We start from the raw sequence: 19,175 nt of genomic DNA, 5'->3' as shown, positions 1-19,175 counted from the left end.
CCGCCGAAGCCCCCGCCGACGCCCCCCGCTACGACTGGAAGCAGGCCGAGGACGAGCTCTCCGACGTCATCCCTCCCCGCTTCGTAGAAGCAACGGAGGAGCCCGAAGAGCCGCAACCCCTCTCCGCCCACGGCGACGACGACCCCGCCGGCACCAGCGCCTGGGACGTCGAGAGCACCGGCCTCTCCCTCGCCGACGTCGGCGGCATGGAGCTGGTCAAGGAGCGCCTGGAGGCCGCCTTCCTGGCCCCCATGCGCAACCCCGAGCTCCGCAAGCTCTACGGCAAGAGCCTGCGCGGCGGCCTCCTCATGTACGGGCCGCCCGGCTGCGGCAAGACGTACATCGCCCGCGCCGTCGCCGGCGAGCTGGGCGCGCGCTTCATGACGGTCAGCATCACCGACGTCCTCGACATGTGGATCGGCAACTCCGAGCGCAATCTGCGCGAGCTCTTCGAGACCGCCCGCCGCAACTCCCCCTGCGTCGTCTTCCTCGACGAGCTCGACGCCCTCGGCGCCAAGCGCAGCCAGATCCGCCACTCCGGCCTGCGCACCACGGTCAACCAGCTGCTGACCGAGCTGGACGGCGTGAACGCCCAGGCCAACGAAGGCCTGTTCGTGCTCGCCGCCACCAACCACCCCTGGGACGTCGACCCCGCCCTGCGCCGCCCCGGCCGCCTCGACCGCACGGTCCTCGTGCTGCCGCCGGACGAGCCCGCCCGCGAGTCGATCCTGCGCCACCACCTCAAGGACCGCCCGATCGCCCGCATCGACCTGCGCAAGCTCGTCAAGCGCACGGACGGGTTCTCCGGCGCGGACCTGCGCCACCTGTGCGAGAGCGCGGCCGAGCGCGCCCTGATGGACTCGGTCCGCACGGGACAGGCCCGCATGATCGAGACCGACGACCTGCTCGCGGCCCTCGCCCAGCTCCGGCCCTCGACCGGCCCCTGGTTCGACTCGGCCCGCAGCGTCGCCCAGTTCGCCAACGAGGGCGGGCAGTACGACGAGCTCCTCGCGTACCTCAAGAAGAAGAGGATGCTCTGACGTGAGCGACACCCCGTACGGCGGCGGTCACCCGGACGTGGCCCGTGCCGAGGCGCTGCTGACCGTCGGCCGCGTCCAGGACGCCTGTGACCTCCTCACCCGGCACACGATGGAGGTCTCCAACAAGAACGCCGACGTCTACGCCCTGCTCGCCTGCTGCTTCTACCGGACGCAGAAGTGGCCCGCCTCCCTGGTCATGGCGGAGTCCGCGCTCAGCCTGAACCCGTCCCACACCGACGGCCACATCTTCCGCAGCGAGGCGCTGTGGCGCCTCGGCCGTGCGGAGGAAGCCGTCACCGCGGCCCGCGAGGCGGTACGGATCTCGCCGGACCACCAGTCGCCCTACCAGTCGCTGTCGGCGGCGCTGCGCGCCACGGGCGACCTGGAGGGGGCGCTGGCGGCCGCGCACGAGTCCGTGCGCGTCGCCCCGGAGTCCGTGAACTCGCACTTCGCCCGCTACTACGCCCTGCTGGACATGGGCGACAACGCCGGCGCGCAGCAGGTGATGCGGGACGTCCTGAGCTTCGCCCCCGAGGACGCCGACGCCCGCGCCGTGCTCGCCGGGCTCAAGGACGAGGCCCGCGAGCTCAAGCTGCCCGAGCTCGCCCGGGAGTACACCGCCGCTCTGGGCAGCGACCCCGGCAACGCGTACATCACCGCAAAGCTGGAGGACATCGCCCTGCGCCTGGTGCGCCGCACCCGCTGGGTCGCGCTGCTGTGCCTGGTGTACGCCGCCGTCGTCTCACGCGCCTTCCCGACCGGCGACGACCCGACGTCCCTGCCCGCGCCGCTCGGCCCCCGCATGTGGTTCTTCTTCCTGATGTGCGCGGGCTGGGCGGTGTGCGTGTGGCGCACGTACTTCACGCTGCCGAAGGGCGCCCAGCTCACCCTGGTGTCGGTGATCCGGCGCGCCCTCGCGGCGAAGCTGGCCGTGGCGCACTCGCTGTGGGCCACGCTCTGCGCGGTGCTGCTCGTGACCGTGCCCTGGACGGACCGGGGCTGGGAGCAGGCGCTCGCGTGGACCGGCGGCGTGCCCGTCGTACTCGCCATGTGGTACGGGGCCGCCCAGCGGCGGAACGAGCGCGACGCCGCCGAGAAGGCGAAGGAAAAGCGGCTGAAGGCCGCCCGCGAGAAGGAATCGCAGGCCGCCCGGTAACATCCGGACCGTAGGAGCCGACGAGCCGACGACCCGTGAGGAGCCCACCGGTGGCGGGAGAACCGCAGGCGGACTGCCTGTTCTGCAAGATCGTCAAGGGGGAGGTGCCCGCGACCGTCGTCAAGGAGACGGAGACCACCGTCGCCTTCCGCGACATCAACCCCCAGGCACCCGTGCACGTCCTGGTCATCCCCAAGGCCCACTACCCGGACGCGGCCTCGCTCGCCGCGGCCGAGCCCGCGATCGCCGCCGACGTGCTGCGCGAGGCGGGCGAGGTGGCCCTGCAGGAGAACGGGGACAAGGGCTTCCGCATCGTCTTCAACACCGGCGCCGGCGCGGGCCAGACCGTCTTCCACGCGCACGCCCACGTCCTCGGCGGCCGCGGCTTCAACTGGCCGCCCGGATAGGCAGCGCTCCTTGTCCGTACGTGAACTGGTCGTCCTGGGCACCGCCAGCCAGGTGCCCACGCGCCACCGCAACCACAACGGCTACGTCCTGCTCTGGGACGGCGAAGGCCTGCTCTTCGACCCGGGCGAGGGCACGCAGCGGCAGATGCTGCGCGCCGGGGTGGCCGCGCACGACCTGAACCGGCTGTGCGTCACCCACTTCCACGGCGACCACTCCCTCGGCCTCGCCGGGGTGATCCAGCGCATCAACCTGGACCAGGTGCCGCACCCGGTCACCGCGCACTACCCGCGCAGCGGCCGGCGCTTCTTCGAGCGCCTGCGCTACGCCACGGCCTACCGCGAGACGGTGCAGCTCACCGAGGAGCCGGTCTCCGGCGCGGGCGGGGTGCTGCACGAGGGGCCCTCGTACCGCCTGGAGGCGCGCAAGCTCTCGCATCCCGTCGAGTCCTACGGCTACCGCCTGGTCGAGCCCGACGGCCGGCGGATGCTGCCGGAGCGGCTCGCCGCGCACGGCATCGGCGGGCCGGACGTCGGCCGGCTGCAGCGCGAGGGCGCGCTGGGCGGGGTCACGCTGGACGAGGTGAGCGAGGTGCGGCGCGGGCAGCGGTTCGCGTTCGTGATGGACACCCGGCTGTGCGACGGGGTGCACGAGCTGGCCGAGGGCTGCGACATGCTCGTCATCGAGTCGACGTTCACCGACGAGGACGCGGCCCTCGCCGCGGACCACGGCCACCTGACGGCGGGACAGGCGGGTGCGGTCGCCGCCTCCGCCGGCGTACGGCACCTGGTGCTGACGCACTTCTCGCAGCGGTACGAGGACCCGTCGGTCTTCGAGCGGCAGGCCCGTGCGGCGGGCTTCGAGGGAGACCTCACGGTCGCCCGCGACCTGATGCGGGTGCCGCTGCCGAAACGGCGCTAGCCGCCCGCCCGCGTCCGCGGGCGGGGCATCCCGCCGTACGTTTGCCGAGGCCGGCCATTCCGCCGGACCCTCGCCGCGGGCGTTTCTCGCCGCGGCGGCGGACGGTTCTCCTGCCGGAAAACGGCGCGAAAGCGGTCTTCGCCGCCACGGCGATCAACCACGATGTGGCGGCCCGGCGAGGCCGTCCCGGGCCGCAGCCCGGAGGAAGCGGCCCCGCCGGCAGGCGTTACGGCAGGAAGTACATCGGGTTCGGCAGCTTGTACGTGTGCTGGGCGTAGCCGCCCTGCAGGTCGCTGTACTGGTCGCCGAAGTTGGCGACGATGCGGTAGCCCTGCGACTCGATGTGCTTGCGCGTGCCCGCCTTGTACTCGACGGTGGTGCACTTGGCGCCGCACGGCAGGTACGCCGGCGGCGTCTTCTTGTTCTTCAGGAAGAAGTGCGCGGTGTCGGCGGCGGGCTTGTAACCGGCGTTCTTGAGGTTGCGCACGCTCCAGTCGCGCTGGTGCTCGTCGCGCCCGGTGACGAAGAAGACCTCGATGCCCTTGTCCTTCGCCCAGTTGACGAGCTGCGGCATGCCGAAGACCGGGGCCATGTCGGTGGACTTCAGGTAGGCGTCCTGCGACTCGGGCGTGAAGTGGAAGCCGACCTGGAGCTCGTAGTTGTAGGTCAGCAGGGTGGTGTCGTCCACGTCCAGGACGATGGCCGGCTTCGGGGCGCCCTTCTTGCCGGACTGGTTCTTCCCGGCGTGGTTCCTGACCGCCTTCTCCAGCTGGGCCTTCGCCTTCTTCTCGATGTCGGCGACCTGCTTGGCGTAGTTGCTGTCGGGCGACGCGTAGTGCTGGCCGTTCTTGTCGACCGTGTCGCCGTAGTAGGCCTTGATCTTGTCCGTCACCTTGGTGAGGTTCGGGATCTCCTTGTCCGTGCGCGGCACGGAGTGCTCGGCGCCGGCGGCGCCGGCCGTGTAGAGGCCGGCGCCGACGGCGAGCGCGGCACCCGCCGCGACGATGCGGGCGCGCTTGGACGCAAGGCTGAGCTGCACGTGTGTACTCCTGAGTAGCAAAGGCGGTGCAGCGCGAAGCTAGGCCCTGGACGGGTACAGGTCAAGCATGTGCAGGTCAAGCCTGAAGGGCAGGTCAGACATGATCTACGCGGGTAGGGGCGAGATGTCTCCGCCACTGCGCCGTACGGCTCCCCGCCCGGCCCGCTCCAGGATCCGCGCCGCCACCGCCGGCGAGTCGACCAGCGGGTGCAGCGCGAGGGCGCGCAGCGCCGCTTCCCGGTCCTCGTGCACCGCCGCCGTGATCGTGGCCCGCTCGACGGCCTTGAGCTGCAGCATCAGCCCCAGCTGGTCCTCGCGCAGCGGCGCGCAGGGCAGTGGCCGGGCGCCCTCGCCGGTCACCTCGCACACCGTCTCGATGATGGCGTCGGGGGCCAGCCCGGGGACGGTCCCGCCGTTGGGCACGTTGAGGATCAGGCGCGCCGGCTCGTCCCGGGCGATGGCCCGCATCAGGGCGAGCGCCACCTTGTCGTAGCCGCCGCCGTCCAGGTCGCAGGAGTCCCGCTGCCAGCCTCCGCTGGCCGCGCGGCTCTCGGCCATGTAGGTGGACTCGCGCTGCAGCCGGGTGCGCTCCCACAGCTCGTACGAGCGGTCCGGAGCGGCCGCGGCCTGTGCGAAGAAGCCGCTCTGCTGCTCGTCGAGGAACTGGCCGCGCGTCTCCGGCGACTCCAGCACCGAGCGCAGCGTCTCCCGGCGGAAGTAGTAGTAGTGGAGGTATTCGTTCGGCAGGGAACCCAGCGCGCGCAGCCACTCCGCGCCGAAGAGCTTGCCCTCCTCGAAGGAGCCGAGGGCCTCGTCGTCCGCGAGCAGGCCCGGCAGGAGGTCCTCGCCGTCCACGCTCAACGACCTCAGCCAGCCCAGGTGGTTGAGGCCCACGTAGTCGAAGGTCACCCGATCGGGGTCGGCGCCCGCGGCGCGCGCGGCCCGCCGCACCAGCCCCACCGGGGAGTCGCAGATGCCGATCACCCGTCTGCCCAGGACGGCCGACATCGCCTCCGTCACCATCCCCGCCGGGTTGGTGAAGTTGATGACCCACGCGCCGGGCGCGACCGCCGCGACCCGCTCGGCGATCTCCAGGGCCACCAGCACCGTGCGCAGCCCGTACAGGACCCCGCCCGCGCCGACGGTCTCCTGGCCCAACACCCCTTCGCTGAGGGGGATCCGCTCGTCCAGCACCCGCCCGGCCGTGCCGCCGACCCGGATGGCGGAGAACACGAAGTCGGTGCCGCGCAGCGCGTCGTCCAGGCTGTGCGCGAGGCGCACGGAGGGGGCGCCGGGCACCCCTTCGGCCTGGGCCGCCAGCACCGAGGAGATCACTCTCATGCGCATGGAATCGGTGTCGTAGAGCACGAGTTCCGTACAGCGGCCCGGGGTGTCGCGCCGCGCGTCGTCAAGGAGGGCCCGGTGCACCAGAGGCACCCGGAACCCGCCACCGCCGAGAATCGTCAGCCTCATGTTCCGGAAGGTACCCCAGCATCGGGCACACTGTCCGGATCCGCACCCCGTGAGAGGAGCAGCGAGCGCGTATGACGACCTCTTCGCCCCACTCGGCCCCCCGGAAGGACCTACGGAGCGGGCTCTGCCCGGGTGAGCGCACGGAGGGCAGCGAGGGCTTCGAGGGGTTCCCGGGCGCGGCCCCCGTCCTCGACCCGCTGGCCGCGGTCCGCACGGAGTCCGATCCGCCCACCGACGTGTATCTGACCGGAACGGTCTTCCTGGACATCATCTTCACGGGCCTGGACTCGGCCCCCGTGCGCGGCACGGAGTCCTGGGCGCGGGGCATGGGGTCGAGCCCCGGCGGCATCGCCAACATGGCCACCGCCCTGGCCCGGCTGGGCCTGCGCACCTCGCTCGCCGCGGCCTTCGGCGACGACATGTACGGCGAGTACTGCTGGGAGGCGCTGGCGCAGGGGGAGGGGATCGATCTCGGCCCGTCGCGCACCGTGCCCGGCTGGCACTCGCCCGTGACCGTCTCCATGGCCTACGAGGGCGAGCGGACGATGGTCTCCCACGGCCACGAGGCGCCGCCGCCCGGCAACGGAGGAGGCGTGCCCGCCCCCGAGTGCCCGCCGGCCTCGCGGGCCTGCGTGGCGCTGCTCGTGCCCGGCCGCGAGGAGGAGTGGATCGCCCGCGCCGCCGCCCGCGGCAGCAGGGTCTTCGCCGACGTCGGCTGGGACGAGACGGGCCGCTGGGACCCGGCCGACCTCGCCGGCCTGGAGCACTGCGAGGCCTTCCTGCCCAACGCGGAGGAGGCCATGCGCTACACCCGCACCGACTGCCCCCGCGCCGCCGCCCGCGCGCTCGCAGAGAAGGTGCCGGTCGCCGTCGTCACGATGGGGGAGAAGGGCGCGTACGCGGTCGACAGCCGCACGGGGGAGAGCGCCGAGGTCCCCGCGATCGCCGTCGAGGCGCTCGACCCCACCGGCGCGGGCGACGTCTTCGTGGCGGGCTTCGTCACGGGCACCCTGGCCGGCTGGCCGCTCGCCGACCGGCTCGCCTTCGCCGGGCTGACGGCCGCCCTGTCCGTACAGGAATTCGGAGGGTCACTGTCCGCGCCCGGGTGGGTCGAGATCGCCGCCTGGTGGAAGCACGTGCGCTCCTACGACGACCAGGCCCCCGCCGTCCGCCGCCGCTACGCCTTCCTCGACGGCCTGCTGCCGGCGGCCGTCCGGCCCTGGCCGCTGCGGCGTGCGGTCCCCACGCTCGGCTTCCGCACCCCGTAGCCTCCGGCGGGCCCCTGCGAACGTGCCGGCCGCGGTGCCCGTGATTCCGCCGGACCCTCGCCGCGGTGGCTCGTCGCCGTTGCGGCGGGCGTTTTCTTCTCCCGCCGCAGCGGGAGGCCACGGCCGTCGGGCCCCGGCCGCTGCGTCGGGCGGTCTCCACAGCCCGGTTTCCGCACCCCGCAGGCCCGGCGAGGCTCCGCGCAGGTGCCCCCGCGGCCCCGCGGCCCCGCGGCCCCGGGCGCCGGGAAAACCTCTCAGCGCCCCGGGCGTGTCGTCGTACCCTGGTATTCCAAGGATCTCCGGCACGCCGGAACGCAGAAAAGAGGGGATGAGCAGGCCAGAGAGCCGGCCCATGACTCAGACACCCACACGACCGCAGGCGACGGCGCAGTTCACGGTCCCGGCCAAGCACCCCATGGTGACGGTCCTGGGCTCCGGTGACTCCCTCCTGCGGGTCATCGAGAGAGCTTTCCCGTCGACGGACATCCACGTACGGGGCAACGAGGTCAGCGCGACGGGCGACGAGCGGGAAGTGGCCCTCGTCCAGCGTCTGTTCGCAGAGATGATGCTGGTGCTCCGCACGGGTGCGCCGATGACGGAGGACGCGGTGGAACGCTCGATCGCCATGCTCAAGAACGAGGAGCAGGGAGCCGGGACCGAAACCCCGGCCGCGGTCCTCACCCAGAACATCCTCTCCAGCCGCGGCCGCACCATCCGCCCCAAGACGCTCAACCAGAAGCGCTACGTCGACGCGATCGACAAGCACACGGTCGTCTTCGGCATCGGCCCGGCGGGCACCGGCAAGACCTACCTGGCCATGGCCAAGGCCGTCCAGGCCCTGCAGTCCAAGCAGGTCAACCGGATCATCCTGACCCGCCCCGCGGTCGAGGCCGGCGAGCGGCTCGGCTTCCTGCCCGGCACGCTCTACGAGAAGATCGACCCGTACCTGCGCCCGCTCTACGACGCGCTGCACGACATGCTCGACCCCGACTCCATCCCGCGCCTGATGGCCGCCGGGACGATCGAGGTCGCGCCGCTGGCGTACATGCGCGGCCGTACCCTCAACGACGCCTTCATCATCCTGGACGAGGCCCAGAACACGAGCCCCGAGCAGATGAAGATGTTCCTGACCCGGCTCGGCTTCGACTCCAAGATCGTCATCACGGGTGACATCACCCAGATCGACCTTCCCGGCGGCACGAAGAGCGGCCTGCGCCAGGTCCAGGAGATCCTCGAAGGCGTCGAGGACGTCCATTTCGCGCGGCTCACCAGCAACGACGTCGTCCGGCACAAGCTCGTCGGCCGTATTGTCGACGCGTACGAGCAGTACGACAGCCGAAACGAAAGCACCCCCCGGTAAGAACACGATGGCAATCGACGTCAACAACGAATCCGGCACGGACATCGACGAGCAGGCGGTCCTCGACATCGCCCGCTACGCCCTCGCCCGGATGCGCATCCACCCGCTCTCCGAACTCTCGGTCATCGTTGTCGACGCCGAAGCCATGGAGCAGCTCCACATCCAGTGGATGGACCTCCCCGGCCCGACCGACGTGATGTCCTTCCCGATGGACGAGCTCCGCCCCCCGGCCAAGGACGACGACGAGCCCCCGCAGGGCCTCCTCGGCGACATCGTGCTGTGCCCGGAGGTCGCGAAGAAGCAGGGCGAGGAGGCGCCGACCCGGCACTCCATGGACGAGGAGCTGCAGCTGCTCACCGTCCACGGCGTCCTCCACCTCCTCGGCTACGACCACGAGGAGCCCGACGAGAAGGCCGAGATGTTCGGCCTGCAGGCCGCCATCGTCGACGGCTGGCGCGCCGAGCGCGGGATGACGGGGCCCTCCCCGGCTCCGACGTTCACGTGAGCGGGCGCCTGATCGCGGTCGCGGTCCTGCTCCTCGTCGTCGCCTGGCTCGCCGCCTGCGCCGAGGCCGGCCTCGCGCGGACCACCCGGTTCCGCGCCGAGGAGGCCGTCCGGTCCGGGCGGCGGGGCAGCGCCCGGCTGATGGCGGTCGCCGCCGACCCCACGCGCTACCTGAACGTGGCGCTGCTCGTCCGCGTCGCCTGCGAGATGGCGGCCGGCGTGCTCGTCACGTACGGCTGCCTGCAGGCCTTCGAGCGCACGTGGGAGGCCCTCACCGTCGCCATCGCCGTGATGGTCCTCGTCTCCTACGTGGCCGTCGGCGTCTCTCCGCGCACCATCGGCCGGCAGCACCCGCTGGGCACCGCCACCGCGGCCGCCTACGTGCTGCTGCCGCTCGCCCGGATCATGGGCCCGGTGCCGCAGCTGCTGATCCTCCTGGGCAATGCCCTCACGCCCGGCAAGGGCTTCCGCAAGGGCCCCTTCGCCTCCGAGGCCGAGCTGCGGGCGCTGGTGGACCTGGCGGAGAAGGAGTCGCTCATCGAGGACGAGGAGCGGCGCATGGTCCACTCCGTCTTCGAGCTCGGCGACACCCTGGTGCGCGAGGTGATGGTGCCGCGCACCGACCTCGTCGTGATCGAGCGCGGCAAGACCATCCGCCAGGCCCTCACCCTCGCCCTGCGCTCCGGCTTCTCCCGGATCCCGGTCACCGGCGAGAGCGAGGACGACATCGTGGGCGTCGTCTACCTCAAGGACCTCGTCCGCAAGACGCACATCAGCCGGGACGCGGAGTCCGAGCTGGTCTCCACCGCGATGCGGCCCGCCGTCTTCGTGCCCGACACCAAGAACGCCGGCGACCTGCTGCGCGAGATGCAGCAGCAGCGCAACCACTGCGCCGTCGCGATCGACGAGTACGGCGGCACGGCCGGCATCGTCACGATCGAGGACATCCTGGAGGAGATCGTCGGCGAGATCACCGACGAGTACGACCGCGAGCTGCCGCCGGTGGAGGAGCTCGGCGACGGCCGCTACCGCGTCACCGCCCGGCTCGACCTGGGCGACCTGGGCGAGCTCTACGGCCTCGGCGAGCTCGACGACGAGGACGTCGAGACGGTGGGCGGCCTGCTGGCGAAGTCGCTGGGCCGGGTGCCGATCGCGGGCGCGGTGGCCGAGGTGGACCTCGCGGAGTACGGGCTGGGCGAGCCGGGCGGCCTCACGGGCCTGCGCCTGACCGCGGAGGCGGCCGCGGGCCGCCGGAACCGCATCGTGACGGTGCTGGTCGAGCCCGTCCGCTGAGCTCGTGAGGGCCTCCGCCGTCCGGCGGGGGCCTTTGTGAGCATTTGGTATCAGAGGCAGCCCGGCGGGGCGATTCCGGAACCTCCGGCCGTGATTCGCTCATCTGCAGGCACGGAACTGACCGCCTTTGTCTGCCGGAGCACCACGATGACGAATCCCTCCACCGGGGCCTACCAGTCCCGCGGCCGCAACCGTGCTCGCCGTGCCCGACGATGGCTCGTTGCGGTGGCGTCCGTAGCCACGCTGGGGCTGATCGCCTGGCCGGTGATGAGCTACTACGAGATCCCGCCGTTCACGGACAAGGGCGACCCCGTCAGCTACGGCCAGGCCGGTGGCGGGACGGGCGGCAAGGGCGCCGACTCCAAGACGCTGATGCCCACGGGGCCGCAGGCCGAGTTCAAGAACGTCAAGACGCTCTCCGACGGCACCCACGTCAGCGTCGTCACCCTGGACGGCAAGAAGTCCGGCTTCAAGGGCAAGGTGTGGGTCTGGGCGCCCAAGGAGTACACCGACGACCCGAAGTTCGCCTCCAGCGGCTTCCCCGTCATGATCGCCCTGCCGGGCGGCCCCGGGAACGACGCCAACTACTGGGCGCTCGGCGAGTTCAAGAAGGACAAGACCTCGACGGAGAAGTTCTCCCTGGAGAAGAGCATCTCCAAGTGGTACCAGGAGGGCAAGGGCAAGCCGTTCCTGCTGGCCATGCCGATCCTCAACCCGGGCCCGGACGACAAGGGCATCTACTGGGACGGCAGCGACATCCCGGGCCAGCAGAAGATGGGCACCTGGCTGACCGAGGACGTCCCGGACCTGATGAAGGCCAACTTCCGCACGATCAAGTCGCGCGACGGCTGGAGCTACATGGGCTCCTCCACCGGCGGCTTCGCGAGCCTGAAGTCCGTGCTCAAGCACCCGGACAAGTTCAAGACCGCGATCGCCAACGGCCCGGACATCGTGCCCGACTCGCCGCTGTGGCGGGGCCACGAGAAGGAGAAGGCGGAGAACAACCCCGAGGTGCTGGCCAAGCAGCTCGCGGCCGCCAAGGGGCCGGACGTCTACATCGCCTTCCAGTACGGCACGAAGGAGAACGCCAAGATGATCTCCGACGTGAAGAAGTTCATGGCCACGTACGGCAAGGGCCCCGTCCACACCAAGCTCTGGGAGATACCGGACGGCACCCACAACGGCGGCACCTACCTCTCCAACATGGAGGGGCCGGTGCAGTGGATCAGCGAGCAGATGGCGGGGCCGACGCCCTCTTCCTGATCGATCCTGCTGATCGTTCCTTTCCGACGTGCGACGGGCGGGCCGGGGTTCCCGGCCCGCCCGCGGGCGTTTCTCAGGCCGCGCGCCGCTTCCGCAGGCCTACCGCGACCGCCGCGGCCACCACCACGACGACCAGGGCGTCCACCCCCAGGCCCAGCCGGATGCCGCCCAGGGTGGCCGAGGCGAAGTCCGCGCCGCCGCCTGCGAGGTCCGCGGTCCGGGCCGAGGCCACCGCGCTCAGCAGCGGGATCCCGACGGTGAGCCCGATCTGCTGCGAGCTGGTCACGAGCCCCGTGGCCAGGCCCTGCTCGCCGTCCGGCAGGCCCGATGTCGCCGCCACCCCGTAGGCGACGATCGCCCACAGGTGCCCGACGCAGGCGATGCTCGCCGCCGCCAGGGCCAGCCACGCGCCCGAGCCGTCCCGGCCCAGCGCGAGCAGCGCGGCCGTGAAGACGGCCTGCACGGCCAGGCCGCCCAGGAGCGTGGCGCGGGCCCCGAAACGGGCGATGATCTTCGAGGCGGTCAGGCCGGCGGCGACGGCGAAGAGGCCCTGCACGCCGAAGACGAGCCCGCTGCGGAAGGCCGACAGCTCCAGCACCTCCTGCAGGTAGAGCGTCAGCAGGAAGACGACGGTGCTCATCATCGCGAAGGTGACCAGGCCGGCCAGGTTGCCCCAGGCGACCGTCGGGCGCCGCAGCATCGGCAGGGAGACCAGCGGCTCCGCCGCCCGGGACTCCACGGCCACGAAGGCCGCCAGCAGCAGCGCGCCCAGGGCGAGCGCGACGAGGACGTCCGCGCCGCCGAAGCCGCGCTGGGCCGCGGTCGACAGCCCGTAGATGAGGGCCAGCAGACCGCCGGTGACGGTCACCGCGCCCGGCACGTCGATCCGCGGCCGCTCCGCCGGACGCGACTCGGTGAGCAGGCCCGGCGCGAGCGCCAGCACCGCGAGGCCGGCCACGGCCAGCAGGCCCATCGTCGAGCGCCAGCCGAGCGTGTCGGTCATGACGCCGCCGAGCACCATGCCGATGGTGAAGCCGAGCGAGAGCAGCGTGCCGCTGATGCCCAGCGCGCGCTCGCGCTGCGGGCCCTCGGCGAAGGTCGTGGTCAGCAGGGACATGCCCGTCGGCACGACGACGGCCGCGCCGAGGCCCTGCAGGGCCCGCCCGGCGAGGAAGACGGCCGGGCTCCAGGCGAGGGTGGCGAGCACGGACGCCGCGGTGAACAGCGCGAGGCCGAGCAGGAAGACGCGGCGGCGCCCGTAGAGGTCGGCGATGCGGCCCGAAAGGAGCAGGAAGCCGCCCGACGGCAGGGCGAACGCGGTCACCGCCCACTGCAGGTCCGCCTGGCCCATGCCCAGGTCGTCGCCCAGGACGGGCAGCGCCACGTTCAGGATCGAGAAGTCGAGGGCCACGATGAACTGCGCGGCGCACAGCACCAGCAGGATCAGCTTGTCGCGGGCGGACATGCCCGGCGCGGGCGCGTCAGGGGTGGTACGGGGAGGGGAGTCGATCGCCATGCCGACAGCCTCCGGCGCGCGGAAGAATCGTGGGGAGAGCGTGCTTATGGTGGTGGCCGCACCACCAGCCGAGGGGGAGACAGTGACCGCGACGACCGCACACGCACAGCCGCGCCGGCGCCAGGAGCTGCGTGACTTCCTGATGACCCGCCGGGCCCGCCTGTCGCCGGCGGACGTGGGCCTGCCGGACGGCGGGGGCCGCCGCCGCACGCCGGGGCTGCGCCGCGAGGAGGTCGCGGTCCTCGCGGGCGTGGGCGCCTCCTGGTACCAGTGGCTGGAGCAGGGCAGGGACATCACCGTCTCGCCGCAGGTGCTGGACGCCGTGGCGAACGTGCTCAGGCTGAGCGGGGACGAGCGCCGCCACCTGTACGTACTGGCCGGGCTGAACCCGCCGCTGCCGCAGTCCCCGTACGACCCGGAGTACCTGTGCGAGGGCCTGCAGCGGCTGATCGACGGCTGGATGCCCTACCCGGCGCACATCATGGACCCGTACTGGAACCTGGTCGCCTTCAACGACTCGGCCCGCGTCGTGATCGGCTTCCGCCGGCAGCCGCGGCCGAACTGCCTGGTCGATTTCTTCACCGACCCCGCCTACCGCGCCCGCGCGGCGAACTGGGAGGAGAACGCCGGGCGGGTCGTCGCCCAGTACCGGGCCGCCTGGTCGGAGCGCCCGGACGACGAAGGATTCGGGGAGATCGTCGCGGAGGTGTCCGCGGCGAGCCCGGAGTTCCGGGAGCTGTGGGCGCGGGGCGACGTGCAGGCGGGCGGCCAGCTGGTCAAGGAGTTCGACCACCCGGTGGCCGGGGCGCTGTACCTGGAGAGCACGCAGCTGCGCGTACCGGCCCGGCCGGACCTCACGATCGTCATGCACAACCCCGTGGCCGACACGGGCACGGCCGCGAAGCTGGAGTGGCTCGTCTCGCCGGAGGGCCGGCGCGGGGGGATGTACTCGGTCGCGGGCTGAGACCCGGGCGCGCACGGGCGGATCCCGGCCCCGGGCGGGCGCCCGGGGATCTCTATGCTCCCCGGTATGACGGAGACGACGCTGGACCCCGAAGACCGCAAGATCATCACGCTGGCCCGCTCCGCGCGCGCCCGCAACGCCGTGCCCGAGGGCGCCGCCGTACGGGACGAGACGGGCCGGACGTACGTGGCCGGCACGGTCGCGCTCGACTCGCTGCGGCTCAGCGCCCTGCGCACCGCCGTCGCCATGGCCGTCGCGAGCGGGGCGAAGTCGCTGGAGGCGGCGGCCGTCGTCTCCGGCGCGGACGCCGTCTCCGACGAGGACCGCGCCGCCGTGCGCGACCTGGGCGGCCCGGCGACGCCGGTCCTGCTCGCCGGGCCCGACGGGGCCCTGCGCGCCACCGTCACCGCGGGCTGAGCCCGCGCGCGGGGGCGGCGGACGGGGAGCCCGCTGGTCGGCGGGGCGAAGTGGATCGGGGAGAATGTGGAGCATGGACAGCTCTGCCGCCCCCTCCCAGGCCCCTCACCGCGCGGGCTTCGCGTGCTTCGTCGGCCGCCCCAACGCGGGCAAGTCGACCCTGACCAACGCACTGGTGGGGACGAAGGTCGCCATCACCTCGAACCGCCCGCAGACCACGCGCCACACCGTGCGCGGCATCGTGCACCGGCCCGACGCCCAGCTCGTGCTGGTCGACACCCCCGGCCTGCACAAGCCCCGCACGCTGCTGGGCGAGCGGCTCAACGACGTCGTGCGGACCACGTGGGCCGAGGTCGACGTCATCGGCTTCTGCCTGCCGGCCGACCAGAAGCTCGGCCCGGGCGACCGCTTCATCGCCGGTGAGCTGGCCGGCATCAAGAAGACCCCCAAGGTCGCGATCGTCACCAAGACCGACCTGGTGGACTCCAAGACGCTCGCCGAGCAGCTGATCGCCATCCAGAAGCTGGGCGAGGAGCTCGGCATCGAGTGGCGCGAGATCATCCCGGTGTCGGCCGTCGGCGACAAGCAGGTCGGCCTGCTCGCCGACCTGCTGGTGCCGATGCTGCCGGAGAGCCCGCCGCTCTACCCCGAGGGCGATCTGACCGACGAGCCCGAGCAGGTCATGGTGGCCGAGCTGATCCGCGAGGCCGCGCTGGAGGGCGTGCGGGACGAGCTGCCGCACTCCATCGCCGTCGTGGTCGAGGAGATGCTGCCGCGGGAGGACCGGCCGAAGGACAAGCCGCTGCTGGACATCCACGCGAACGTCTACATCGAGCGGCCCAGCCAGAAGGGCATCATCATCGGCCCGAAGGGCGCCCGCCTCAAGGAGGTGGGCATGAAGTCCCGCAAGCACATCGAGCGGCTCCTCGGCACGCCGGTCTATCTCGACCTTCACGTGAAGGTCGCCAAGGACTGGCAGCGGGACCCGAAGCAGCTGCGGAAGCTGGGGTTCTAGACGTACGGGTCCGGTGGCCGCGCATTCCGCCGGACCCTCGCCGCGGGGGTGTCCCGCCGTGGCGGCGGGCACATTTCGCTTTTCGTTACGCGCCCTCCCGCAGCACCAGTCTGATCAGCTCCCGCTGGTCGTGGCTGATGTGCGGGTCCGCGAGGTGGACCGAGCGGCCGTCCACGTCGATCACGTAGTGGAAGCCGTCGGGCACCCCCCGCGGAGCGGCGTCCCGGCCCGGCGCGAGGGCACGGTGCGCCAGGGCCTCCAGATGAGTCGCGTCGGGCCGGCCGGACGTGTCCAGCTCGGCCCTCCGCTCGATGCCGGCGAACCCGCCGGTCCGGGTGATGACGATCCGCATGGCGCCATTCTCGCCCCCGCGGGCCGCCCTTACGAGGTGGGTACGCCCACCTGCGACCACGCCTTGAGGACCGCCTGGACCTCGTCGCCGTCGCTGTAGAGCGCCCGCGCCGCGGCCACCGTCAGCCGGGCGAAGTCCGCGAACTGGGCGTCGGACGCCAGCTCCCCGCCGGTCAGCGTCTTGTACCAGATCTTCCCCGCCCGCTCCCAGGCGTTCCCGCCGAGGTCGGTGGCCACCAGGTAGAAGGCGTGGTTGGGGATGCCCGAGTTGATGTGCACGCCGCCGTTGTCGCGCGAGGTGCGGACGTAGTCGTCCATGGTGCCCGGCTGCGGGTCCCTGCCGAGGACGTCGTCGTCGTAGGCCGTGCCGGGCGCCTTCATGGAGCGCAGGGCCACCCCGCGGTCGATGCCGGGGCCCAGCAGCCCCTGGCCGATCAGCCAGTCCGCCTGATCCGCCGACTGCCCCAGGGCGTACTGCTTGATCAGCGAGCCGAAGACGTCCGAGACGGACTCGTTCAGCGCCCCCGACTGGCCGTAGTACTCCAGGTTGGCCGTGTGCTGGGTGACACCGTGGGTGAGCTCGTGGCCGATGACGTCCACGGGAATGGTGAAGTCGAGGAAGATGTCGCCGTCACCGTCCCCGAAGACCATCTGGCTGCCGTCCCAGAAGGCGTTGTTGTATCCCTCGCCGTAGTGGACCGTGGCGTCCAGCGGCAGGCCCGCGTCGTCGATGGAGTGGCGGCCGAAGGCCTTGAGGTAGAGCTCGAAGGTGGCGCCGAGCCCGGCGTGGGCGCGGTTGACCGTCGCGTCCTTCGAGGGCCCGTCGCCCTCGCTGTGGACCTTCTTGCCCGGCTGGGTCGCCCGGTGCCCGGCGTCGTAGATCGTCCGCTGCGGGGTGTCCGAAGGGGTGCCCGCCGGGGCGGCGACCCCGCGCAGTGCCGCGACCCGGCGCCGGGTGCGCTGCAGGGAGTCGTGTTCGAGGGTGCGCTGGGCGATCTCGGCCCGCGCGGAATCGCCGGCCTGTGCCAGCCTGTCGAGCACGTGCGGCGGGACGATGGTGCAGAAAACGCTCTTCACGGTGTCACTCATGGCCTGAATCTGGCAGCGGCCCGGGGCGTTGTCAGGCCCCACCGCACCGATTAACACAATCGAGTGGCACCGTTCCGTGTGCCGCCCCGCGTCCCGCATGCTGGAACACCCGTACCGCATCCCGTGCGGCTCGGCTACGGTGCTGTGCATCATGCGTTTCGGGCTGCTTCTTCTTAGCTGCCGCGGCGAGGGCCTGTAGCCGAACGGCCGACCCCCTCCCCGCGGAGTGAGGCGCTGCGGTCATCCGGTGACCCCGCCCCGTCGGCCGGCCCCTTCGCAGGACACACGAGGAGCCCCCGCAGATGCCCGAGATCCCCGCTTCGGTCGGCCGTCCCACCCCGCTGACCGCCGCCACGGTCACCCAGCGCCCCTCCGGGATGCCGGTGCACAAGTACCGCCCCTACGAGGCGGTGGACATCCCCGACCGCACGTGGCCCGACCGGCGGATCACCGCCGCCCCCCGCTGGCTCTCCACCGACCTGCGCGACGGCAACCAGGCCCTGATCGACCCGATGTCCCCGGCCCGCAAGCGCGGGATGTTCGACCTGCTGGTGCGCATGGGCTACAAGGAGATCGAGGTCGGCTTCCCGTCCTCCGGCGCCACCGACTTCGCGTTCGTCCGCTCGATCATCGAGGAGGACGCGATCCCCGAGGACGTGACGATCTCCGTCCTCACCCAGGCCCGCGAGGAGCTGATCGAGCGGACCGTGGAGTCCCTGCGCGGCGCCCGCCGAGCCACGGTGCACCTGTACAACGCCACCGCGCCGGTCTTCCGGCGGGTGGTCTTCCGCGGCTCGCGCGAGCAGGTCAAGCAGATCGCGGTGGACGGCACCCGGCTGGTCATGGAGTACGCCGACAAGATCCTCGGCGACGAGACGGTCTTCGGCTTCCAGTACAGCCCGGAGATCTTCACCGACACCGAGCTGGACTTCGCCCTGGAGGTCTGCGAGGGCGTCATGGACGTCTGGCAGCCCGAGGACGGCCGGGAGATCATCCTCAACCTGCCGGCCACCGTCGAGCGCTCCACGCCCTCCACCCACGCCGACCGCTTCGAGTGGATGTCGCGGCACCTGTCCCGCCGCGAGCACATCTGCCTGTCCGTGCACCCGCACAACGACCGGGGCACCGCCGTCGCCGCCGCCGAGCTGGCGATCATGGCCGGGGCGGACCGGATCGAGGGCTGCCTGTTCGGCCAGGGCGAGCGCACCGGCAACGTCGACCTGGTCACCCTGGGCATGAACCTGTTCTCCCAGGGCGTCGACCCGATGATCGACTTCTCGCAGATCGACGAGGTGCGGCGCACCGCCGAGTACTGCAACCAGATGGAGGTCCACCCGCGCCACCCCTACGCGGGCGACCTGGTCTACACCGCCTTCTCCGGCTCCCACCAGGACGCCATCAAGAAGGGCTTCGAGGCCATGGCCGACACCGCCGCGGCCGAGGGCAAGAGCGTGGACGACATCGAGTGGGCCGTCCCCTACCTGCCCATCGACCCCAAGGACGTGGGCCGCTCCTACGAGGCCGTCATCCGTGTGAACTCGCAGTCCGGCAAGGGCGGCATCGCGTACGTCCTGAAGAACGACCACAAGCTGGACCTGCCGCGCCGGATGCAGATCGAGTTCTCGAAGATCATCCAGGGCCGGACCGACGCCGCGGGCGGCGAGGTCACCCCCGCCGAGATCTGGTCCGTCTTCCAGGACGAGTACCTGCCGACCGGCGACAACCCCTGGGGCCGGATCGCGCTGCGCTCCACCCAGACGTCCACCACGGACGAGGGCGGCGACGCGCTGACCGTCGAGGCGGTCGTGGACGGCGCCGACACGGTCCTGACCGGTACGGGCAACGGTCCGATCTCGGCCTTCGTGGACGCGCTGGCCGCGATCGGCGTCGACGCCCGGGTCCTGGACTACAGCGAGCACACGATGAGCGAGGGGGCGGCCGCGCGGGCCGCGTCGTACATCGAATGTGTGATCGACGGCCGGGTGCTGTGGGGTATCGGCATCGACCCCAACACGACCCGTGCGTCGATCAAGGCTGTGGTTTCGGCGGTGAACCGGGCCTACCGGGGCTGAGCGGACGTCCCCCCCCCCCGAAGGGGCGC

18 protein-coding genes are annotated in these 19,175 nt (G+C 71.9%); 13 read left to right on the top strand and 5 right to left on the bottom strand.

Annotation, left to right across the window (positions count from 1 at the left end; genetic code table 11):
* The 4 genes from ACSNOH_RS22765 to ACSNOH_RS22750 all read left to right on the top strand — a co-directional run.
* The coding region (locus tag ACSNOH_RS22765) for an ATP-binding protein (RefSeq protein ID WP_436723275.1) at positions 1 to 1,040 on the top strand (1,040 nt) is incomplete at its 5' end.
* A 1-nt stretch (position 1,041) separates the two neighbouring features.
* Positions 1,042 to 2,196 carry a tetratricopeptide repeat protein gene (locus ACSNOH_RS22760; protein ID WP_436723274.1) on the top strand — a complete coding sequence of 385 codons (1,155 nt, stop codon included), beginning with the start codon at positions 1,042 to 1,044 and terminating at the stop codon, positions 2,194 to 2,196.
* A 50-nt stretch (positions 2,197 to 2,246) separates the two neighbouring features.
* On the top strand, positions 2,247 to 2,603 hold the full coding sequence (locus tag ACSNOH_RS22755; protein ID WP_436723273.1) for a histidine triad nucleotide-binding protein: 357 nt from the start codon (positions 2,247 to 2,249) through the stop codon (positions 2,601 to 2,603).
* Positions 2,604 to 2,613: 10 nt separating this feature from the next.
* Entirely contained in the window at positions 2,614 to 3,522 is a 909-nt protein-coding gene (locus tag ACSNOH_RS22750; RefSeq protein WP_436723272.1) for a ribonuclease Z, read from the top strand.
* A 226-nt stretch (positions 3,523 to 3,748) separates the two neighbouring features.
* On the opposite strand, the gene ACSNOH_RS22745 is transcribed toward ACSNOH_RS22750, so the two are convergent.
* Together ACSNOH_RS22745 and ACSNOH_RS22740 are read right to left on the bottom strand one after the other, a co-directional pair.
* Complete coding sequence (locus tag ACSNOH_RS22745) at positions 3,749 to 4,561, bottom strand: HAD family acid phosphatase (protein WP_436723271.1); 813 nt, start codon at positions 4,559 to 4,561, stop codon at positions 3,749 to 3,751.
* A 105-nt stretch (positions 4,562 to 4,666) separates the two neighbouring features.
* Entirely contained in the window at positions 4,667 to 6,034 is a 1,368-nt protein-coding gene (locus ACSNOH_RS22740; protein ID WP_436723270.1) for a 6-phospho-beta-glucosidase, read from the bottom strand.
* A 71-nt stretch (positions 6,035 to 6,105) separates the two neighbouring features.
* On the opposite strand from ACSNOH_RS22740, the gene ACSNOH_RS22735 reads away from it, so the two are divergent.
* From ACSNOH_RS22735 to ACSNOH_RS22715, 5 genes are all read left to right on the top strand, one after another.
* The gene (locus tag ACSNOH_RS22735) at positions 6,106 to 7,302 is read left to right on the top strand and encodes a carbohydrate kinase family protein (RefSeq protein ID WP_436723269.1); all 1,197 of its coding nucleotides are present in this window, start codon (positions 6,106 to 6,108) and stop codon (positions 7,300 to 7,302) included.
* A gap of 352 nt (positions 7,303 to 7,654) precedes the next feature.
* Positions 7,655 to 8,662, top strand: a complete 1,008-nt coding sequence (locus ACSNOH_RS22730; RefSeq protein ID WP_436723268.1) for a PhoH family protein — start codon at positions 7,655 to 7,657, stop codon at positions 8,660 to 8,662.
* 7 nt (positions 8,663 to 8,669) lie between these two features.
* Positions 8,670 to 9,167 (top strand): rRNA maturation RNase YbeY, encoded by a 498-nt coding sequence (gene ybeY, locus ACSNOH_RS22725; RefSeq protein ID WP_436723267.1) that lies wholly within the window; start codon positions 8,670 to 8,672, stop codon positions 9,165 to 9,167.
* Positions 9,164 to 10,459 (top strand): hemolysin family protein, encoded by a 1,296-nt coding sequence (locus ACSNOH_RS22720; RefSeq protein WP_436723266.1) that lies wholly within the window; start codon positions 9,164 to 9,166, stop codon positions 10,457 to 10,459. The genes ybeY and ACSNOH_RS22720 overlap by 4 nt, the downstream gene beginning before the upstream one ends.
* Before the next feature lie 147 nt (positions 10,460 to 10,606).
* Positions 10,607 to 11,722 (top strand): alpha/beta hydrolase, encoded by a 1,116-nt coding sequence (locus ACSNOH_RS22715; protein ID WP_436723265.1) that lies wholly within the window; start codon positions 10,607 to 10,609, stop codon positions 11,720 to 11,722.
* Between the two features lie 73 nt (positions 11,723 to 11,795).
* Here the strand turns inward: ACSNOH_RS22715 and ACSNOH_RS22710 are convergent, their stop codons facing one another.
* Positions 11,796 to 13,238, bottom strand: a complete 1,443-nt coding sequence (locus ACSNOH_RS22710; protein ID WP_436723264.1) for an MFS transporter — start codon at positions 13,236 to 13,238, stop codon at positions 11,796 to 11,798.
* Positions 13,239 to 13,284: 46 nt separating this feature from the next.
* Here ACSNOH_RS22710 and ACSNOH_RS22705 point away from each other — a divergent pair, with 46 nt between their 5' ends.
* The 3 genes from ACSNOH_RS22705 (at position 13,285) to era (ending at position 15,634) form a co-directional block, all read left to right on the top strand.
* Positions 13,285 to 14,202: a helix-turn-helix transcriptional regulator gene (locus tag ACSNOH_RS22705; protein ID WP_436723263.1), complete on the top strand. Its 918-nt coding sequence runs from the start codon at positions 13,285 to 13,287 to the stop codon at positions 14,200 to 14,202.
* A gap of 66 nt (positions 14,203 to 14,268) precedes the next feature.
* Positions 14,269 to 14,619, top strand: a complete 351-nt coding sequence (locus ACSNOH_RS22700) for a cytidine deaminase (RefSeq protein ID WP_436723262.1) — start codon at positions 14,269 to 14,271, stop codon at positions 14,617 to 14,619.
* A 73-nt stretch (positions 14,620 to 14,692) separates the two neighbouring features.
* The gene (era, locus tag ACSNOH_RS22695; protein ID WP_436723261.1) at positions 14,693 to 15,634 is read left to right on the top strand and encodes a GTPase Era; all 942 of its coding nucleotides are present in this window, start codon (positions 14,693 to 14,695) and stop codon (positions 15,632 to 15,634) included.
* An 85-nt stretch (positions 15,635 to 15,719) separates the two neighbouring features.
* Here era and ACSNOH_RS22690 read toward each other — a convergent pair whose 3' ends face one another.
* Complete coding sequence (locus tag ACSNOH_RS22690) at positions 15,720 to 15,986, bottom strand: protealysin inhibitor emfourin (protein WP_436723260.1); 267 nt, start codon at positions 15,984 to 15,986, stop codon at positions 15,720 to 15,722.
* A 29-nt stretch (positions 15,987 to 16,015) separates the two neighbouring features.
* Entirely contained in the window at positions 16,016 to 17,074 is a 1,059-nt protein-coding gene (locus ACSNOH_RS22685) for a M4 family metallopeptidase (RefSeq protein ID WP_436723259.1), read from the bottom strand.
* Positions 17,075 to 17,376: 302 nt separating this feature from the next.
* Between ACSNOH_RS22685 and leuA the strand changes: the two genes are divergently transcribed.
* Positions 17,377 to 19,146 carry a 2-isopropylmalate synthase gene (leuA, locus tag ACSNOH_RS22680; RefSeq protein WP_436723258.1) on the top strand — a complete coding sequence of 590 codons (1,770 nt, stop codon included), beginning with the start codon at positions 17,377 to 17,379 and terminating at the stop codon, positions 19,144 to 19,146.
* Positions 19,147 to 19,175 lie beyond the last annotated feature (29 nt).

The sequence above is a fragment of the Streptomyces sp. URMC 127 genome (assembly GCF_051386535.1).
In the GTDB taxonomy this organism is placed as follows: domain Bacteria; phylum Actinomycetota; class Actinomycetes; order Streptomycetales; family Streptomycetaceae; genus Streptomyces.
This window is presented reverse-complemented; position numbering and strand designations above follow the sequence as displayed.